Genomic DNA, 14508 nt, shown 5'->3' on the forward strand with positions numbered 1-14508 from the left:
AGGTGACCCAGGTGACGGACTCCGCCGTGCTCCGCGAGATGCGCTGGTGGGACATCGACGCGGTGTTCGTCCTGGAGAAGGAGCTCTTCCCGGACGACGCGTGGTCGCGCGGGATGTTCTGGTCCGAGCTCGCCCACGCGCGCGGGCCGCAGGCCACCCGGCGGTACGTGGTCGCCACGGACGGCGACCGTCTCGTCGGGTACGCGGGCCTCGCCGCCTCAGGGGACCTCGCGGACGTCCAGACCATCGCGGTGGCCCGCGACCACTGGGGCACCGGCCTCGGCGCCCGGCTCCTCACCGACCTGCTCCAGGCCGCGACCGCCTTCGAGTGCGCCGAGGTCATGCTGGAAGTGCGGGTCGACAACACCCGGGCGCAGAAGCTGTACGAACGCTTCGGCTTCGAGCCCATCGGCTTCCGGCGCGGCTACTACCAGCCCGGCAACGTGGACGCCCTGGTCATGCGCCGCACCGATCCCTCCACCCCCGCATCCGGCGTACAAGGAACCGAGATCCATGGCTAGCACGCGCGACGAACCCCTCGTCCTCGGCATCGAGACCTCCTGCGACGAGACGGGCGTCGGCATCGTCCGCGGCACCACGCTGCTCGCGGACGCCGTCGCCTCCAGCGTCGACGAGCACGCACGCTTCGGCGGCGTCGTGCCCGAGGTGGCCTCCCGCGCCCACCTCGAAGCGATGGTGCCCACCATCGACCGCGCCCTGAAGGAAGCGGGCGTCAGCGCGAAGGACCTCGACGGCATCGCGGTCACCGCGGGCCCCGGCCTCGCGGGCGCGCTGCTCGTCGGCGTCTCGGCCGCGAAGGCGTACGCGTACGCCCTCGGGAAGCCGCTGTACGGCGTCAACCACCTCGCCTCGCACATCTGCGTCGACCAGCTGGAGCACGGGCCGCTGCCCGAGCCGACGATGGCGCTCCTGGTCTCGGGCGGCCACTCGTCGCTGCTGCTGTCCGCGGACATCACGTCCGACGTCCGGCCCCTCGGCTCGACGATCGACGACGCGGCGGGCGAGGCCTTCGACAAGATCGCACGCGTGCTGAACCTCGGCTTCCCCGGCGGCCCCGTCATCGACCGGTACGCGCGCGAGGGCGACCCGAACGCGATCGCCTTCCCGCGCGGTCTCACCGGCCCCCGCGACGCGGCGTACGACTTCTCCTTCTCCGGCCTGAAGACGTCCGTCGCGCGCTGGATCGAGGCGAAGCGGGCCGCGGGCGAGGAGGTGCCGGTACGTGACGTGTCGGCGTCCTTCCAGGAAGCGGTCGTCGACGTGCTGACCCGCAAGGCCGTACGGGCCTGCAAGGACGAGGGCGTCGACCACCTGATGATCGGCGGCGGCGTGGCGGCCAACTCGCGGCTGCGCGCCCTCGCCCAGGAGCGGTGCGAGAAGGCGGGCATCCGGCTGCGCGTGCCGCGGCCCAAGCTCTGCACGGACAACGGCGCGATGGTGGCGGCCCTCGGCGCGGAGATGGTGGCCCGCAACAGGGCGGCGTCGTCCTGGGACCTGTCGGCGGACTCGTCGCTCCCGGTGACGGAACCGCACGTGCCGGGGCACTCGCACGACCACGATCACGTGCATGAGGTCAGCAAGGAGAACCTGTACTCGTGACGGTCGCGTTGATGTGGGAGGCGCGGGCGGCCGAGGGGCGCGGTGACGACCTGCTGGCCTGGGCGAAGTCCCAGAAGCTCGACGGCGCCCCGGTCCGCCGCGAGACGTTCCGCGCGCCGCAGGACCGGGTCCTCGTCATCACGTGGTGGGACGCCGCGTACGACGCGGAGCTGCCCGAACTCCCGGAGCCGGCGGGGGAGCTCGTGACGCGGGCGGTGCACCGGTGGCGGTTCGAGTCGGTGGAGCGGGTCTAGGTCTTCTCGTACGTCAACAGGTACCTCCAGAACAGGAGGTGGCGCACGCTGCTGCCCGGCAGGAGGCGGGCCGCCTCCCTGCGGATGTCGGGGAGGCGCATGTCCGGCCGCTGCACGGGGGGCCTGAGCGGGGGCGTGCGCTCGCCGCGCAGGCGCTCCGAGGCGTACACGGCCGCTCGCGCCGCCGCGTTCGCGGGGGACGCCACGACGTCCCACCAGGTCGCGCCCGCGTAGCAGCCGAGGACGAGCAGCGTGCCGCCCGGGGCGAGGGCGTCGCGGAGGCGGGTCACCGTGTCGAAGGGCATGTGGTGCAGGCTCGCCAGGCAGGTGATGACGTCGTAGTGGGCCGCGGGCAGGGCCTCCTCCGTCACGTCCGCCCGGCGGAAGCGCGGGCCGCCGCCCACCGCCCGCGCCTCGGCGATGACCTCCGCCGACGGGTCCAGCGCGTCGACCTCGTAGCCGCGGGCCGCGAGACGGCGGGCGAAGCGGCCCGTGCCGCAGCCGACGTCGAGGGCGGTGCGGCCGCCCGGCGGCAGGTTCCGGAGGAGCAGCGGGTGGTAGTGGTCGTTGTGGTCGAAGGGCATGCGGGGGAGCCTCGCACAGCCGCCCGGATCGATCACGGAACGCTTCTCGGCCTGCCCAGCAGTCCGTCGACGACCGCCCCGAGCTGGCCCGTCACGTCGTAGTCCTCGGTGAGTTCGGACCAGCGGCCCGCCAGCGCCGCCAGATGGGGGAGCTCGGTCGCGTCCACGTCGGCGAGCAGGTCCGGGAAGTGCCGCTTGCGGCCCGGGTCCTCGGCGCGGCGTTCCATCGCGTGGCGGAAGGCGAGGTCTCCGTAGACGCAGTGCCAGATCGTCCGGTACGCGCGCACAGCCTCCTCGGGAGTGAGTCCGCACGCGATGCCGCACGCGATGATCTCCTCGACCATCCACAGGGCGCCCTCGTCGGTGAGGTCGCCGAGGCTGAGCACCTCGACCACCCAGGGCATCCGCGCCAGCGTGCCGTGCATGTGCAGGGAGACGGCGAGAAGACGGTCGCGCGGGTCGTCGGGGAGTTCGGGGCGTGGGACCGTGGCGGCCGTACCGGCGAGCGTGAGCATCAGGAGCTCGTCCTTGTCCCGGACGTGGTGGTAGAGCGCCATCGGCGTCGTGCCGACCTCCTTGGCGACCCGGCGCATGCTCAGGCCCGCGACGCCCTCCGCCTCCAGGATCCGGCGGGCCGTCGCGACGATCGTCTCCGGGTCGATGCGGCGGGGGCGGCCCACACCGCGCTTCTTCGCCGGCGCCCCGGTCTTCTTCGCGGGTGCCGTCTGCTCGCTGTCCTCTGCTGCCACCCGGTCATTGTCGCGCCTGCCCCCGGACGGCGGGACACAGCCCTTGCGCTATTTCTATACGCGTATAGTAATGTCCGTCGCATGGTGAACGTGAACCCGAACCCGAGCCCGAACGCTCAACCCGGGCGTTTGCTGCTGCCGGTGCTGCTGACCGTGCAGTTCCTCGTCTCCCTCGACATGTCCGTCGTCAACATCGCCCTGCCCGACATGGGCGACGACCTCGGCTTCGCGCCCGATGCGCTGCTGTGGGTCGTCAACGCCTACGCGCTGGCCTTCGGCGGTCTGCTCATGCTCGGCGGGCGCCTCGCCGACCTGATCGGACGGCGCACCACGCTCACGTGGGGCTTCGCAGTCTTCGGTGTCGCGAGCCTCGCGGGCGGGCTCGCCCTCGCGCCGGGGCAGCTCATCGCGGCGCGCGCGGTGCAGGGCGCGGGCGCGGCGGCGCTCGCACCCGTCGCGCTCGCCCTGATCACCGTGAACTACGCGGCGGGGCCCGCGCGGTCCCGCGCGCTCGGCCTCTGGGGCGTCTCCGGCGCGCTCGGCGGCGCCGTCGGGATCATGGCGGGCGGCGTGCTCACCGACTGGGTGGGCTGGCGCTCCGTGATGCTGATCAACGTCCCCGTGGTGCTCGCCGCACTCCTCGCCGCCCGGCACGGCGTGCCCGCAGACCGCCGTACGGGACCCGCGCCCCGCCTCGACGTCACCGGCGCCCTGCTCGTCACGGCGGGGGCGACGCTGCTCGTCCTCGGCCTCGTGCGCACGGAGACGCACGGCTGGACGTCGGGCACCACCCTCGGCACGCTCGCCGCCGCCGCCGTGCTGCTCGCCGCCTTCGTCGCCGTCGAGGCCCGCAAGCGTGAACCCCTGCTGCGGCTGGGCCTGCTCGGTCCGGCGCACCGGCCCGTGCTCTCCGCGAACGTCTTCGCCCTGCTGATGTCCTCGGGACAGTTCGCCGCGTTCTACTTCACCTCGCTCCACCTCCAGCAGGTGATGGGGTACGGGCCGACGGCGGCCGGCGCCGCGTTCCTGCCGTTCTGTGCGGGCGTCGTGGCCGGGTCGACGGTCGCGACGCGCACGGTCGGGCGGTTCGGCGAGCGGGCACTGCTCGTGGCGGGCGGGCTGCTCGGCGCCGCCGGGTTCGGATGGTTCGCGCTGACCGTCGAGGCGGGCGGCACGTTCCTCGGCTCCATCCTCGGGCCCTCGCTGGTCGCGAGCGTCGGCATCGGCCTGTGCTTCGTACCGCTCGGCACGGCGGCCACCGGCGGCGTCGCGCCCGAGGAGACCGGCATGGCCTCCGGGCTGCTCAACAGCTCCCGCCAGCTCGGCGGCTCCCTCGGCCTCGCCGTCCTGGTCACCGTCGCGGCGAGCGCCACGGGGGAGGAGTGGGGCAGGGGCGCCCTCGCCGACGGGTACGCGGCCGCCTTCGCGGTCTCCGCGGGGCTCCTGGTGGCGGCCGCCCTCGCGACCGCGGCCCTGCACGGGCGTCGTACGCCTCCTGCCGACACCCCGGCCACACCGCCGCGACCTGCGGAAACAGCCGTCGGAAAAGAAACTTCGAGAAATCTCGGCGACGATGTCGAAACGGGCGTCTCCCGTTCGACGCAGGGGTGAGAGGCGAGGAGAAGCCCCGCCGCCACCCGAAGGGGAGACCACCATGCCGCGCTACCTGACGATGATCCGCATCGACGAGAACAACGCGCCCGAGGGCGGCCCGAGCCCCGAACTCCAGGAGCGCATGGGCGCGCTCCTGGAGGAGATCACCAGGGCCGGGGTCATGCTCGACACCGCGGGCCTGCGGCCGACCTCCGAAGGCACCCGCGTGACCTGGGACAAGGGCGAACTGTCCACGACCGACGGCCCGTTCACCGAGACCAAGGAGGTCATCGGCGGCTACTCCATCTGCCAGGCCAAGAACATGGCGGAAGCCGTCGAGTGGACCAAGCGGTTCCTCAAGACCCACGAGGACTACTGGACGATCACCGCGGAGGTCCGGGAGATCGAGGGCTGAACCTCGCCCCTGTTGCCTTTGCGGCGGTGGCGCCGGGGTGCTCTGATGGATGGCCGTGAGCCATCCCCCGGAGCACCCCCGCCAGGCCATCGAAACCGTCTTCCGCATGGAGTCGCCACGCATCATCGCCGGTGTCACGCGGATCGTACGAGACGTCGGCATCGCCGAGGAACTGGCCCAGGACGCCCTCGTGGCCGCCCTCGAACAGTGGCCCGCACAAGGCGTCCCCGACAACCCGGGCGCCTGGCTCATGGCCACCGCCAGGAACCGCGCCGTCGACCTGGTGCGCCGCCGCGAGCGCTACGCGCGCAAGCTCGCCGAGGTCGGCCGCGACCTGGAGACCGCCCCGGCGCACGCGGGCCCGCTCGAACCGCCCGACCCCGACGCCATCGACGACGACCTCCTGCGGCTCGTCTTCATCGCCTGCCACCCGGTGCTCTCCACCGAGGCCCGCGTGGCGCTCACGCTGCGCCTCCTCGGCGGCCTGTCCACCGCGGAGATCGCCCGCGCGATGCTGGCCCCCGAACCGACCGTGGCGCAGCGGATCGTGCGCGCCAAACGCACCCTCGCCGCCCGCGCCGTCGCCTTCGAGGTCCCCTACGGACCCGACCGCGACGCCCGCCTCGGGTCGGTCCTCGAAGTCATCTACCTGATCTTCAACGAGGGGTACGCGGCCACGGCGGGCGACGACCTCGTGCGCCCCGCCCTCTGCGAGGACGCGCTGCGCCTGGCCCGGGTGCTCGCCGCCCTCATGCCCGAGGAGTCCGAGGCGCACGGCCTGGCCGCGCTCCTCGAACTCCAGGCCTCGCGCACGGCGGCCCGCACGGGCCCGGCCGGCGAACCGGTGCTGCTCAAGGACCAGAGCCGCGCCCACTGGAACCAGATGCTGGTCCGGCGCGGTTTCGCCGCCCTGGCACGCGCCCAGGCCACGGCGCCCTCACCCGCCGGCGCCCTCGGCCCGTACGCGCTGCAGGCCGCGATCGCCGCCTGCCACGCCCACGCGCACAGCTACGAGGAGACCGACTGGCAGCAGATCGCCGCCCTCTACGGCCTGCTCGCCGCCCGCGCCCCGTCCCCGGTCGTCGAGCTGAACCGCGCGGTCGCGGTGGCGATGGCGCAGGGCACGGAGGCCGGGCTCGTCCTCGTCGACGCGCTGACCGCCGAACCCGTCCTGAAGGACTACCACTTGCTGCCCAGCGTCCGCGGCGACCTCCTGGAGCGGCTCGGACGCGCCGACGAGGCCCACGCCGAGTTCGAGCGCGCCGCGTCGCTGGCGCGCAACGAACGGGAACGGGAACTGCTCCTGGCGCGGGCCGCCGACTGCTGGGCGGGATCGGGGCGCGGGGCCAGGCCCGCGGAGAGCGCCTCGTGAGGCGGCGTCTATGCGGGTGGGGGCGCCGGGTGGCCGATCAGCATCGTCGGGGCGCCCGACACCCGCGTCAGGAAGACGGTCGCCGCGTTCCCGCCCTGCGGCTTCACCTTGCGCCGCAGCTCCTCCGGCTCGACTGCGGAGCCGCGCTTCTTCACGGTGAGGATGCCGACCTCGCGCTCGCGCAGCAGGGCCTTCAGCTTCTTCACGTTGAACGGGATGCGGTCGGTGATCTCGTACGCCGTCGCGTACGGGGTGGCGTGCAGGGTGTCGGAGGTGACGTACGCGATGGTCTCGTCGACCAGTCCGCCCTCGACCCGGGCGGCGACCTCGGCGACCAGGTGGGCGCGGATGACGGCGCCGTCGGGCTCGTACAGGTAGCGCCCGACGGGACGCACCTCCGGGTCGGGCAGCATCGTGGCGAGCGGGGTCCACAGGGAGGCGCCGCCGGGCAGGAGCGTGGCGCGGTGCGAGGCGGGCGTGTCCGTGCCGAACCAGAGCACGGCCTCCTTCACGTCGCCGCCGTCCGAGATCCACTCGGCCGCGGCCTCGGCGGGGATCGCCTCGTGCGGGATGCCGGGGGCGATCTTCAGCGCGGCGAGCGGGGCCGCGAGTGCCGCACCGACCGCCCAGGAGAGGGGTGGTGAGTACGCCTCCGGGTCGAAGATCCGGCCGCGGCCACCCCGCCGCGCGGGGTCCACGAAGACGGCGTCGTACGCGGACGTGTCCACCTCGGCGACGTCCGCCTCGCGCACCTCGATCAGGTCGGCGAGCCCGAGCGCCTCGGCGTTGGCGCGGGCGACCGCGCAGGTCAGCGGGTCGCGGTCGACGGCGAGCACGGAGATCCCGGCGCGCGCGAGGGCGATGGCGTCGCCGCCGATGCCGCAGCACAGGTCGGCGAGTGAACGTACGCCCAAGGCCTTGAAGCTCTCCGCGCGGTGCGCGGCGACGGACGCGCGCGTGGACTGCTCCACGCCGTTCGGCGTGAAGAACATGCGGACCGCGTCCTCGGCACCGAACTTGGCGGCGGCCCGGGTGCGCAGCCGGGCCTGGGCGAGCGCCGCGGAGACCAGGGGCGCCGGGTGGGTGCGGCGCAGCCTGGTGGCGGCGGCGAGCTCATCGGCCGGTGCGACGTCCCGCACCTCGTCGAGCAGGGCCCGGCCCTCTTCGGTGCGCAGGGCGGCGAAGGCGGCGAGGGGGTCGCCGAGGTCGGTCTCGTGGGCGCTCGGCGTGTTCGGGTCGTTCACCCGCCCCATTGTGGGCCAGTCGGTGGATGGTGCGCGTCCGGCGGCGGTGTCGGGCCCTCGACACGGCCTTGAGCTGCGAGGATCCGGCGCCATGCAACTAGTACGACAAAAGGAAGAATGCGCCAGAAGGCGGAAGAATCAGGCGCGCGCTCTGGTGGCCGCCCTCTCCGTAGCGGCGATCGCGTCCGGCTGCGCCTCCGGGGGCGGCTCCGCGAAGCCCGCCCACGGCCAGGAGCCGCTCAACGCCCCGCCCGCCCGCGCCCTCGACTCCTACGCCCAGAAGCTCGCCGCCACCCAGGTCGCCCGCACCATGGCCGCCAAGCGCTGGGGCCTGGCCAAGACCCCGCTGCCCGCGCCCCCGCCACCCGCGGTCAAACCCCGCATCACCACCCGCAAGGGGTTCGAGGTCAAGGGCCAGGCGAACCTGCCGCCGGTCTTCACGACGATCCCCACCAAGGAGAAGGTCGTCTTCCTCACCATCGACGACGGCGCCGAGAAGGACCCGGCGCTGCTCAGGATGATGAGCGAACTGCGGCTCCCGTACACCGCGTTCCTCAGCGACTACCTGGTCAACGAGGACTACACCTACTTCAAGAAGATGCAGGACCGCGGCGTCACCCTGAACAACCACACGCTCAACCACCGCTACATGCCCGGCCTCTCGTACGAGGGCCAGCGCCGCGAGATCTGCGGCATGCAGGACGTCATCAAGAAGCACTACGGCAAGCGCCCCGAGCTCTTCCGCCCGCCGTACGGCAACTACAACCGCGACACGCTGCGCGCCGCCAAGTCCTGCGGCATCAAGGCGGTGCCCCTGTGGGCGTCCGAGGCCTTCGCCGACCACATGGAGTGGCGCGAGTGGGACCGCGACCTGCACCCCGGCGACATCATCCTCACGCACTTCCGGGGGCGCGAGGACTGGAAGGGCACCATGCCCGACATGGTCCGCAAGGTCATGAAGACGGTCACCGACAAGGGGTACGCGGTCGCCAGGCTGGAGGACTACCTGTGACCGCGCGGGCGCGGGCGCGCCGCCGCCTCCTCGCCGGGGCCCTGCTGTGCGGAGTGCTCGCGCCCGCGCCGCTCACGGGGTGCGCCGAGTCGGTCGACCCGATCGAGAGGCTCGGCAGGAAGGCCGCGCAGAAGGTGCCGCGCTCACCGGACAGGGGGGTGGCGGGCCCGGTCGCCTGCGCCGGGGACCGGGCTGCGGTACGGCCGCCCTGGCTCCCGCGGGCGGAACCGGCACCGCCCGCCGTACGTTGCCCCGAAGGGGTGCTCCGCACCCCTTCCGACTGAAGCCCGACGCAGTGGATTGGCACTCCGCTTGACCGAGTGCTAATCCCCGTCCTAGTCTCGCTTCTGGCACTCCCCACTGGAGAGTGCCAGACAGCGACGGGCAGGTCCGGCACCCGCGACGACGGATCCACCTGGTCGCCACACCTCAGACTCTTAACCCCGTGAGATCTCCGAAGGGGGAGACCGGATCGTGACGACCGCAAGCTCCAAGGTTGCCATCAAGCCGCTCGAGGACCGCATTGTGGTCCAGCCGCTCGACGCCGAGCAGACCACGGCCTCCGGCCTGGTCATTCCGGACACCGCGAAGGAGAAGCCCCAGGAGGGCGCCGTCCTCGCCGTGGGCCCGGGCCGCTTCGAGAACGGCGAGCGCCTGCCGCTCGACGTCAAGGTCGGCGATGTCGTGCTGTACAGCAAGTACGGCGGCACCGAGGTGAAGTACAACGGCGACGAGTACCTCGTCCTCTCGGCTCGCGACGTCCTCGCGATCGTCGAGAAGTAAGCCACCGCTTCACCCGCATCACCTGCTTCACCAGCAGATTTGCTTTTGAGCTGCGCCCCTGGTCACCCCGCTGATTGCCGGGCGGCGAGGGGCGCAGTTCGTTCACCGAGTTTTCGAGAGGGCTGAATCGCTCCCATGGCGAAGATCCTGAAGTTCGACGAGGACGCCCGTCGCGCCCTTGAGCGCGGCGTCAACAAGCTTGCCGACACGGTCAAGGTGACGATCGGCCCCCGCGGCCGCAATGTCGTCATCGACAAGAAGTTCGGCGCCCCGACCATCACCAACGACGGCGTCACCATCGCCCGTGAGGTCGAGGTCGAGGACCCGTACGAGAACCTCGGCGCCCAGCTGGTGAAGGAGGTGGCGACCAAGACCAACGACATCGCGGGTGACGGCACCACCACCGCCACCGTGCTCGCCCAGGCCCTGGTCAAGGAAGGCCTGCGCAACGTCGCCGCCGGCGCCTCCCCGGCCGCCCTGAAGAAGGGCATCGACGCCGCCGTCGCGGCCGTCTCCGAGGAGCTCCTCGCCACCGCCCGCCCGATCGACGACAAGGCCGACATCGCGGCCGTCGCCGGTCTGTCGGCCCAGGACCCGCAGGTCGGCGAGCTCATCGCCGAGGCGATGGACAAGGTTGGCAAGGACGGTGTCATCACCGTCGAGGAGTCCAACACCTTCGGCCTGGAGCTCGACTTCACCGAGGGCATGGCCTTCGACAAGGGCTACCTGTCGCCGTACATGGTGTCCGACCAGGAGCGTATGGAGGCCGTCCTCGACGACCCGTACATCCTGATCCACCAGGGCAAGATCTCCTCGATCCAGGACCTCCTGCCGCTGCTCGAGAAGGTCATCCAGGCCAACTCCTCGAAGCCGCTCCTGATCATCGCCGAGGACGTCGAGGGCGAGGCCCTGTCGACCCTGGTCGTGAACAAGATCCGCGGCACCTTCAACGCCGTCGCGGTGAAGGCCCCCGGCTTCGGCGACCGCCGCAAGGCGATGCTCGGCGACATGGCCACCCTCACCGGTGCCACCGTCATCGCCGAAGAGGTCGGCCTCAAGATCGACCAGGTCGGCCTCGACGTGCTGGGCACCGCCCGCCGCGTCACCATCACCAAGGACGACACCACGATCGTCGACGGCGGCGGCAACAAGGCCGACGTCGAGGGCCGCGTCGCCCAGATCAAGGCCGAGATCGAGGCCACGGACTCCGACTGGGACCGCGAGAAGCTCCAGGAGCGCCTCGCGAAGCTCGCCGGCGGCGTGTGCGTCATCAAGGTCGGCGCCGCCACCGAGGTGGAGCTCAAGGAGAAGAAGCACCGTCTGGAGGACGCCATCTCCGCGACCCGCGCCGCGGTCGAGGAGGGCATCGTCTCCGGTGGTGGCTCCGCGCTGGTGCACGCCGCCAAGGTGCTCGGCGACTCGCTCGGCAAGGACGGCGACGAGGCCACCGGTGTGGCCGTCGTCCGCCGCGCCGCCGTCGAGCCGCTGCGCTGGATCGCCGAGAACGCCGGCCTCGAGGGCTACGTCATCACCTCGAAGGTCGCCGAGCTCGACAAGGGCTTCGGCTTCAACGCCGCGACCGGTGAGTACGGCGACCTGGTCAAGGCCGGCGTCATCGACCCGGTCAAGGTCACGCGCTCCGCGCTGGAGAACGCCGCGTCGATCGCCTCGCTGCTCCTGACGACCGAGACGCTCGTCGTCGAGAAGCCGGCCGAGGAAGAGGCGGAGGCCGGTCACGGCCACGGCCACGGTCACTCCCACTGACCTGAGTCGCCCGAGGCCCGGCTCCCTGTTGAGGGAGCCGGGCCTCAGGGTTTTGCGGGGACGCGTCTGCCGGGTGGCCCTTCGCTGCCGGGCGCGGACCGTGGTCCGTCCTCGCGCGGTTCCCCGCGCCCCTTCAGGGGCGCGGGCTACTGCGGGCCGTACTTGCGGCCCGTGCGAGACGTGACGCCGCCCAGCAGGGCACGCGGCGTCACCTTCACCACGCCCATCAGAGCCTTGTAGCGCGGGTCCGGGATCGACACCGTCTTGCCGCGGGCGAGGTCGCCGAGGGCGACCGTCACGAGCTTGTCCGCGTCGAGCCACATCCAGCTGGGGATGTTGGACGTGCCCATCCCGGCCCGCTCGTGGAACTCCGTCCGTACGAAGCCGGGGCAGAGCGCCATCAGCCGCACCCCGGACCCGGCCAGGTCCTTCGCCGCGCCCTGGGTGAACTGCACGACCCACGCCTTCGAGGCGCCGTACGTCCCGCGCGGCACGAACGCCGCGACCGACGCGACGTTCACGACACCGCCCCGGCCGCGCTCCCGCATCGCCTCCGTCGCGGCCGACGTCAGCCGCAGCACCGCCTCGCAGTGCACCTTGAGCATGGTCAGCTCGTCGGCGAGCGAGACCTCCAGATAGCGGCCCTTGTTGCCGAACCCCGCGTTGTTGACCAGCAGGTCGACCGCGTTCCTGCGGTCGGCGAGCCGCTTCTCGACGGCCTCGATGCCGCCGTCCGTCGCAAGGTCCGCGGTCAGCACCTCCGCCTCGATGCCGTGCCGGTCGTGCAGCTCGGTCGCCTGCTCCCGCAGCCGTTTCGTGTCGCGGGCCACCAGCACGAGGTTGTGCCCGTCACCCGCGAGGCGCCGCGCGAAGGCCGCGCCGATGCCGGAGGTCGATCCTGTGATCAGAGCCGTAGTCATGGCCCAAGGCTAGTGAGATCGCGTGACCACCGCGTCGCCGCGCTGCGCCACGTACTGCCGCGCACGCTTCGCCGTCCCGGGATGCAGCGCGTCCCCCGCCGCGAGCAGCTCGGGCAGCAGGTTCTTCTCCCTGGTGACGGCACGGAACTCAAGGGCGACGGTGACGCCGTGTGCCGGCCGGTGCACGATCTCGATCGGGTCCCCGGCCCGTATCTCACCGGGCTCGACGACCCGCAGATACGCGCCGCAGGCCCCCTCGTCCGTGAACCGCTTCACCCAGCCCTTCTCGTCGAGGTGGCCCTGGAACGTACGGCAGGGGATGCGCCCGCTCGTCACTTCCAGCACCAGATCCGCGCCGATCCGCCAGCGTTCGCCGATCAGCGCGCCGTTCACGTCGACGCCCGACGTCGTGAGGTTCTCGCCGAAGGAGCCGTCGGGCAGGGAGCGGCCCAGGGTGCGCTGCCACGCGTCGAGGTCCTCGCGGGCGTACGCGTACACCGCCTGGTCGTCGCCGCCGTGGTGCCGCAGGTCGCCGATCTCGTCACCGGCCACCCCGCTGCCGCCGACCCCCTTCGGACCGGGCGCGGCCACCCGCACCGGACCCGGCACCGGCCGCTTGTCGATGCCGGTGCTGCCGGTGGGCGAGGCCGTGTACGCGACATCCTTGCGGCGGCCCACATTCACAGAAAGAAGCTCCATGGCAGGCAGGCTAGGCCAGTTCACCTCAAAGAAGCGACGCGTTATTTCGCGATGGGTCCAAGCGTCGCTTATGCTCGAACCATGATCGAGGCCCGTCACCTCCGTGTCCTGCGCGCCGTGGCCGCCACCGGCTCCTTCTCCGCCGCGGCACGCGAGCTCGGCTGCACCCAGCCCGCCGTCAGCCAGCAGATGAAGGCCCTCGAATCCTCGGCGGGCACGCCGCTGCTGATCCGCACCGGCCGCGAGATGCGTCTGACACAGGCGGGCGAGGCCCTGGTCCGGCACGCCGCGGGCATCCTCGCCGGGCTCACCGCGGCCGAGGAGGAGGTCGCCGCCATCGCGGGCCTGCGTGCGGGCCGGGTCCGGCTCGTCTCCTTCCCCAGCGGCAGCTCCACCCTTGTCCCGTGCGCCCTCGCGGCACTGCGCGCGGCCCACCCCGGCACCCGCGTCTCCCTGGTCGAGGCCGAGCCCCCGCGCTCGGTGGAGATGCTGCGCGAAGGGGACTGCGACGTCGCGCTCGCCTTCCGGTACGAAGGGGCGACGGCCGCCGAGGAGTGGAGCGATCTCGTCGTGCGCCCGCTGCTCGCCGACCGGCTCGTCGGGCTCGTGCCGGAGGGGCACCGGCTCGCCGGGGCGGACTCGGTCACCATCGGCGAGTTCGCCGACGAGTCGTGGATCGCGGGGTGCCCCCGCTGCCGCAGGCAACTGGTGGAGGTCTGCGAGAGCGCGGGCTTCGTGCCGCGGATCGACTTCGCGACCGACGACTATCCGGCGGTGATCGGCCTGGTCGGCGCCGGTCTGGGAGTGGCGGTGCTGCCCGAGCTCGCGATCGAGTCGGTGCGCCCGATGGGCGCCCGCACCGTGACGGTGGAGCCGGCCGTGCAGCGGGAGATCGTCGCGCTCACGCTGCCGGACCTGGCGCAGGTGCCGGCCGTCGCCGCCACGCTGGACCACCTCGCGCGGGCCGCCGCCCGCTGATCCCGGCTGATCCCCGCTGATCCTTCCGCCGCGGCGGAAGGGTTGTTCGAAGAAACGTTCCTTCAGCTGTGCGACACGGCGCTGCCCGCCGAAGCGGCCGCCGTGACGAGCCGATTGCGCGCGCGGCCCATGAGCTCCTCGCGCTCGTCCTCGGTCAGCCCGCCCCACACGCCGTACGGCTCGCGCACCGCGAGTGCGTGAGCGGCGCACTCCGCCCGCACCGGGCACCGCATGCAGACCTCCTTGGCGGAGTTCTCACGTGCGCTGCGCGCCGCTCCCCGCTCGCCCTCCGGGTGGAAGAAGAGCGAGCTGTCGACCCCGCGGCAGGCCGCGAGGAGCTGCCAGTCCCACAGATCTGCGTTCGGTCCGGGAAGGCGGGAGAAATCTGCCATTGCTGGTCCCCTTGATGCCGTTCTGACGCGGATACGGTGCCCACGACCGTACATCTACTGTCTAAGGAGATGAAAATATGACTCATTGCGAATCTAGCCATAGACACCAGGAAAAGGGAAGAAAAGGCG

Annotated in this window: 17 protein-coding genes; 11 read left to right on the forward strand and 6 right to left on the reverse strand. The window is 72.2% G+C overall.

Annotated features, from left to right (window positions below; genetic code table 11):
- Positions 1-38: 38 nt before the first annotated feature.
- Genes rimI through DEJ47_RS22855 form a run of 3 tightly spaced genes read left to right on the forward strand, consistent with a single transcriptional unit; the run spans position 39 to position 1874 of the window.
- The gene (rimI, locus tag DEJ47_RS22845) at positions 39-521 is read left to right on the forward strand and encodes a ribosomal protein S18-alanine N-acetyltransferase (protein ID WP_150175802.1); all 483 of its coding nucleotides are present in this window, start codon (positions 39-41) and stop codon (positions 519-521) included.
- A complete protein-coding gene (gene tsaD, locus DEJ47_RS22850; protein ID WP_150171130.1) occupies positions 514-1620 on the forward strand; it encodes a tRNA (adenosine(37)-N6)-threonylcarbamoyltransferase complex transferase subunit TsaD in 1107 nt (368 codons plus the stop codon). The genes rimI and tsaD overlap by 8 nt, the downstream gene beginning before the upstream one ends.
- Entirely contained in the window at positions 1617-1874 is a 258-nt protein-coding gene (locus tag DEJ47_RS22855; RefSeq protein WP_150171132.1) for a hypothetical protein, read from the forward strand. The genes tsaD and DEJ47_RS22855 overlap by 4 nt, the downstream gene beginning before the upstream one ends.
- Here the strand turns inward: DEJ47_RS22855 and DEJ47_RS22860 are convergent.
- Together DEJ47_RS22860 and DEJ47_RS22865 are read right to left on the reverse strand one after the other, a co-directional pair.
- The gene (locus DEJ47_RS22860) at positions 1871-2458 is read right to left on the reverse strand and encodes a class I SAM-dependent methyltransferase (RefSeq protein ID WP_150171134.1); all 588 of its coding nucleotides are present in this window, start codon (positions 2456-2458) and stop codon (positions 1871-1873) included. The genes DEJ47_RS22855 and DEJ47_RS22860 overlap by 4 nt on opposite strands.
- Before the next feature lie 32 nt (positions 2459-2490).
- Complete coding sequence (locus tag DEJ47_RS22865) at positions 2491-3207, reverse strand: TetR/AcrR family transcriptional regulator (protein WP_150171136.1); 717 nt, start codon at positions 3205-3207, stop codon at positions 2491-2493.
- Positions 3208-3288: 81 nt separating this feature from the next.
- On the opposite strand from DEJ47_RS22865, the gene DEJ47_RS22870 reads away from it, so the two are divergent.
- The 3 genes from DEJ47_RS22870 to DEJ47_RS22880 are packed head-to-tail and all read left to right on the forward strand — an operon-like array spanning position 3289 to position 6587.
- On the forward strand, positions 3289-4818 hold the full coding sequence (locus DEJ47_RS22870; protein WP_150171138.1) for an MFS transporter: 1530 nt from the start codon (positions 3289-3291) through the stop codon (positions 4816-4818).
- A 43-nt stretch (positions 4819-4861) separates the two neighbouring features.
- On the forward strand, positions 4862-5215 hold the full coding sequence (locus DEJ47_RS22875) for a YciI family protein (protein WP_150171140.1): 354 nt from the start codon (positions 4862-4864) through the stop codon (positions 5213-5215).
- 49 nt (positions 5216-5264) lie between these two features.
- Entirely contained in the window at positions 5265-6587 is a 1323-nt protein-coding gene (locus DEJ47_RS22880) for an RNA polymerase sigma factor (RefSeq protein ID WP_150171142.1), read from the forward strand.
- Between the two features lie 8 nt (positions 6588-6595).
- Here DEJ47_RS22880 and DEJ47_RS22885 read toward each other — a convergent pair whose 3' ends face one another.
- On the reverse strand, positions 6596-7840 hold the full coding sequence (locus DEJ47_RS22885; RefSeq protein WP_150171144.1) for a THUMP-like domain-containing protein: 1245 nt from the start codon (positions 7838-7840) through the stop codon (positions 6596-6598).
- Positions 7841-7922: 82 nt separating this feature from the next.
- On the opposite strand from DEJ47_RS22885, the gene DEJ47_RS22890 reads away from it, so the two are divergent.
- From DEJ47_RS22890 to groL, 4 genes are all read left to right on the forward strand, one after another.
- Positions 7923-8843 carry a polysaccharide deacetylase family protein gene (locus DEJ47_RS22890; protein WP_150171146.1) on the forward strand — a complete coding sequence of 307 codons (921 nt, stop codon included), beginning with the start codon at positions 7923-7925 and terminating at the stop codon, positions 8841-8843.
- Positions 8840-9127, forward strand: a complete 288-nt coding sequence (locus tag DEJ47_RS36995) for a hypothetical protein (protein ID WP_223828456.1) — start codon at positions 8840-8842, stop codon at positions 9125-9127. Before DEJ47_RS22890 ends, DEJ47_RS36995 begins: the two co-directional genes overlap by 4 nt.
- A gap of 190 nt (positions 9128-9317) precedes the next feature.
- On the forward strand, positions 9318-9626 hold the full coding sequence (groES, locus tag DEJ47_RS22900) for a co-chaperone GroES (protein WP_006347174.1): 309 nt from the start codon (positions 9318-9320) through the stop codon (positions 9624-9626).
- A 135-nt stretch (positions 9627-9761) separates the two neighbouring features.
- Positions 9762-11390 carry a chaperonin GroEL gene (gene groL, locus DEJ47_RS22905; protein WP_150171147.1) on the forward strand — a complete coding sequence of 543 codons (1629 nt, stop codon included), beginning with the start codon at positions 9762-9764 and terminating at the stop codon, positions 11388-11390.
- Between the two features lie 146 nt (positions 11391-11536).
- Here groL and DEJ47_RS22910 read toward each other — a convergent pair whose 3' ends face one another.
- Together DEJ47_RS22910 and DEJ47_RS22915 are read right to left on the reverse strand one after the other, a co-directional pair.
- A complete protein-coding gene (locus tag DEJ47_RS22910; RefSeq protein ID WP_150171149.1) occupies positions 11537-12310 on the reverse strand; it encodes an SDR family NAD(P)-dependent oxidoreductase in 774 nt (257 codons plus the stop codon).
- A 9-nt stretch (positions 12311-12319) separates the two neighbouring features.
- The gene (locus DEJ47_RS22915; protein ID WP_150171151.1) at positions 12320-13009 is read right to left on the reverse strand and encodes an MOSC domain-containing protein; all 690 of its coding nucleotides are present in this window, start codon (positions 13007-13009) and stop codon (positions 12320-12322) included.
- 81 nt (positions 13010-13090) lie between these two features.
- On the opposite strand from DEJ47_RS22915, the gene DEJ47_RS22920 reads away from it, so the two are divergent.
- Positions 13091-13987, forward strand: coding sequence for a LysR family transcriptional regulator (locus DEJ47_RS22920; protein ID WP_150171153.1), 897 nt, complete (start codon positions 13091-13093; stop codon positions 13985-13987).
- Positions 13988-14049: 62 nt separating this feature from the next.
- Here DEJ47_RS22920 and DEJ47_RS22925 read toward each other — a convergent pair whose 3' ends face one another.
- The gene (locus tag DEJ47_RS22925) at positions 14050-14379 is read right to left on the reverse strand and encodes a WhiB family transcriptional regulator (protein WP_150171156.1); all 330 of its coding nucleotides are present in this window, start codon (positions 14377-14379) and stop codon (positions 14050-14052) included.
- Positions 14380-14508: the final 129 nt, after the last annotated feature.

This window comes from Streptomyces venezuelae, assembly GCF_008642355.1.
GTDB classification, from domain to species: Bacteria; Actinomycetota; Actinomycetes; order Streptomycetales; family Streptomycetaceae; genus Streptomyces; species Streptomyces venezuelae_B.

Excerpts from the sequence above, each read along its gene's own strand:
- DEJ47_RS22915 (WP_150171151.1), bottom strand. The coding sequence starts at position 13,009 with ATGGAGCTTCTTTCTGTGAATGTGGGCCGCCGCAAGGATGTCGCGTAC.
- rimI (WP_150175802.1), top strand. The coding sequence starts at position 39 with ATGCGCTGGTGGGACATCGACGCGGTGTTCGTCCTGGAGAAGGAGCTC.
- DEJ47_RS22885 (WP_150171144.1), bottom strand. The coding sequence starts at position 7,840 with ATGGGGCGGGTGAACGACCCGAACACGCCGAGCGCCCACGAGACCGAC.
- groL (WP_150171147.1), top strand. The coding sequence starts at position 9,762 with ATGGCGAAGATCCTGAAGTTCGACGAGGACGCCCGTCGCGCCCTTGAG.
- DEJ47_RS22890 (WP_150171146.1), top strand. The coding sequence starts at position 7,923 with ATGCAACTAGTACGACAAAAGGAAGAATGCGCCAGAAGGCGGAAGAAT.
- DEJ47_RS22880 (WP_150171142.1), top strand. The coding sequence starts at position 5,265 with ATGGCCGTGAGCCATCCCCCGGAGCACCCCCGCCAGGCCATCGAAACC.
- DEJ47_RS22910 (WP_150171149.1), bottom strand. The coding sequence starts at position 12,310 with ATGACTACGGCTCTGATCACAGGATCGACCTCCGGCATCGGCGCGGCC.
- DEJ47_RS22920 (WP_150171153.1), top strand. The coding sequence starts at position 13,091 with ATGATCGAGGCCCGTCACCTCCGTGTCCTGCGCGCCGTGGCCGCCACC.
- DEJ47_RS22875 (WP_150171140.1), top strand. The coding sequence starts at position 4,862 with ATGCCGCGCTACCTGACGATGATCCGCATCGACGAGAACAACGCGCCC.
- DEJ47_RS22860 (WP_150171134.1), bottom strand. The coding sequence starts at position 2,458 with ATGCCCTTCGACCACAACGACCACTACCACCCGCTGCTCCTCCGGAAC.
- DEJ47_RS22925 (WP_150171156.1), bottom strand. The coding sequence starts at position 14,379 with ATGGCAGATTTCTCCCGCCTTCCCGGACCGAACGCAGATCTGTGGGAC.
- tsaD (WP_150171130.1), top strand. The coding sequence starts at position 514 with ATGGCTAGCACGCGCGACGAACCCCTCGTCCTCGGCATCGAGACCTCC.
- DEJ47_RS22870 (WP_150171138.1), top strand. The coding sequence starts at position 3,289 with ATGGTGAACGTGAACCCGAACCCGAGCCCGAACGCTCAACCCGGGCGT.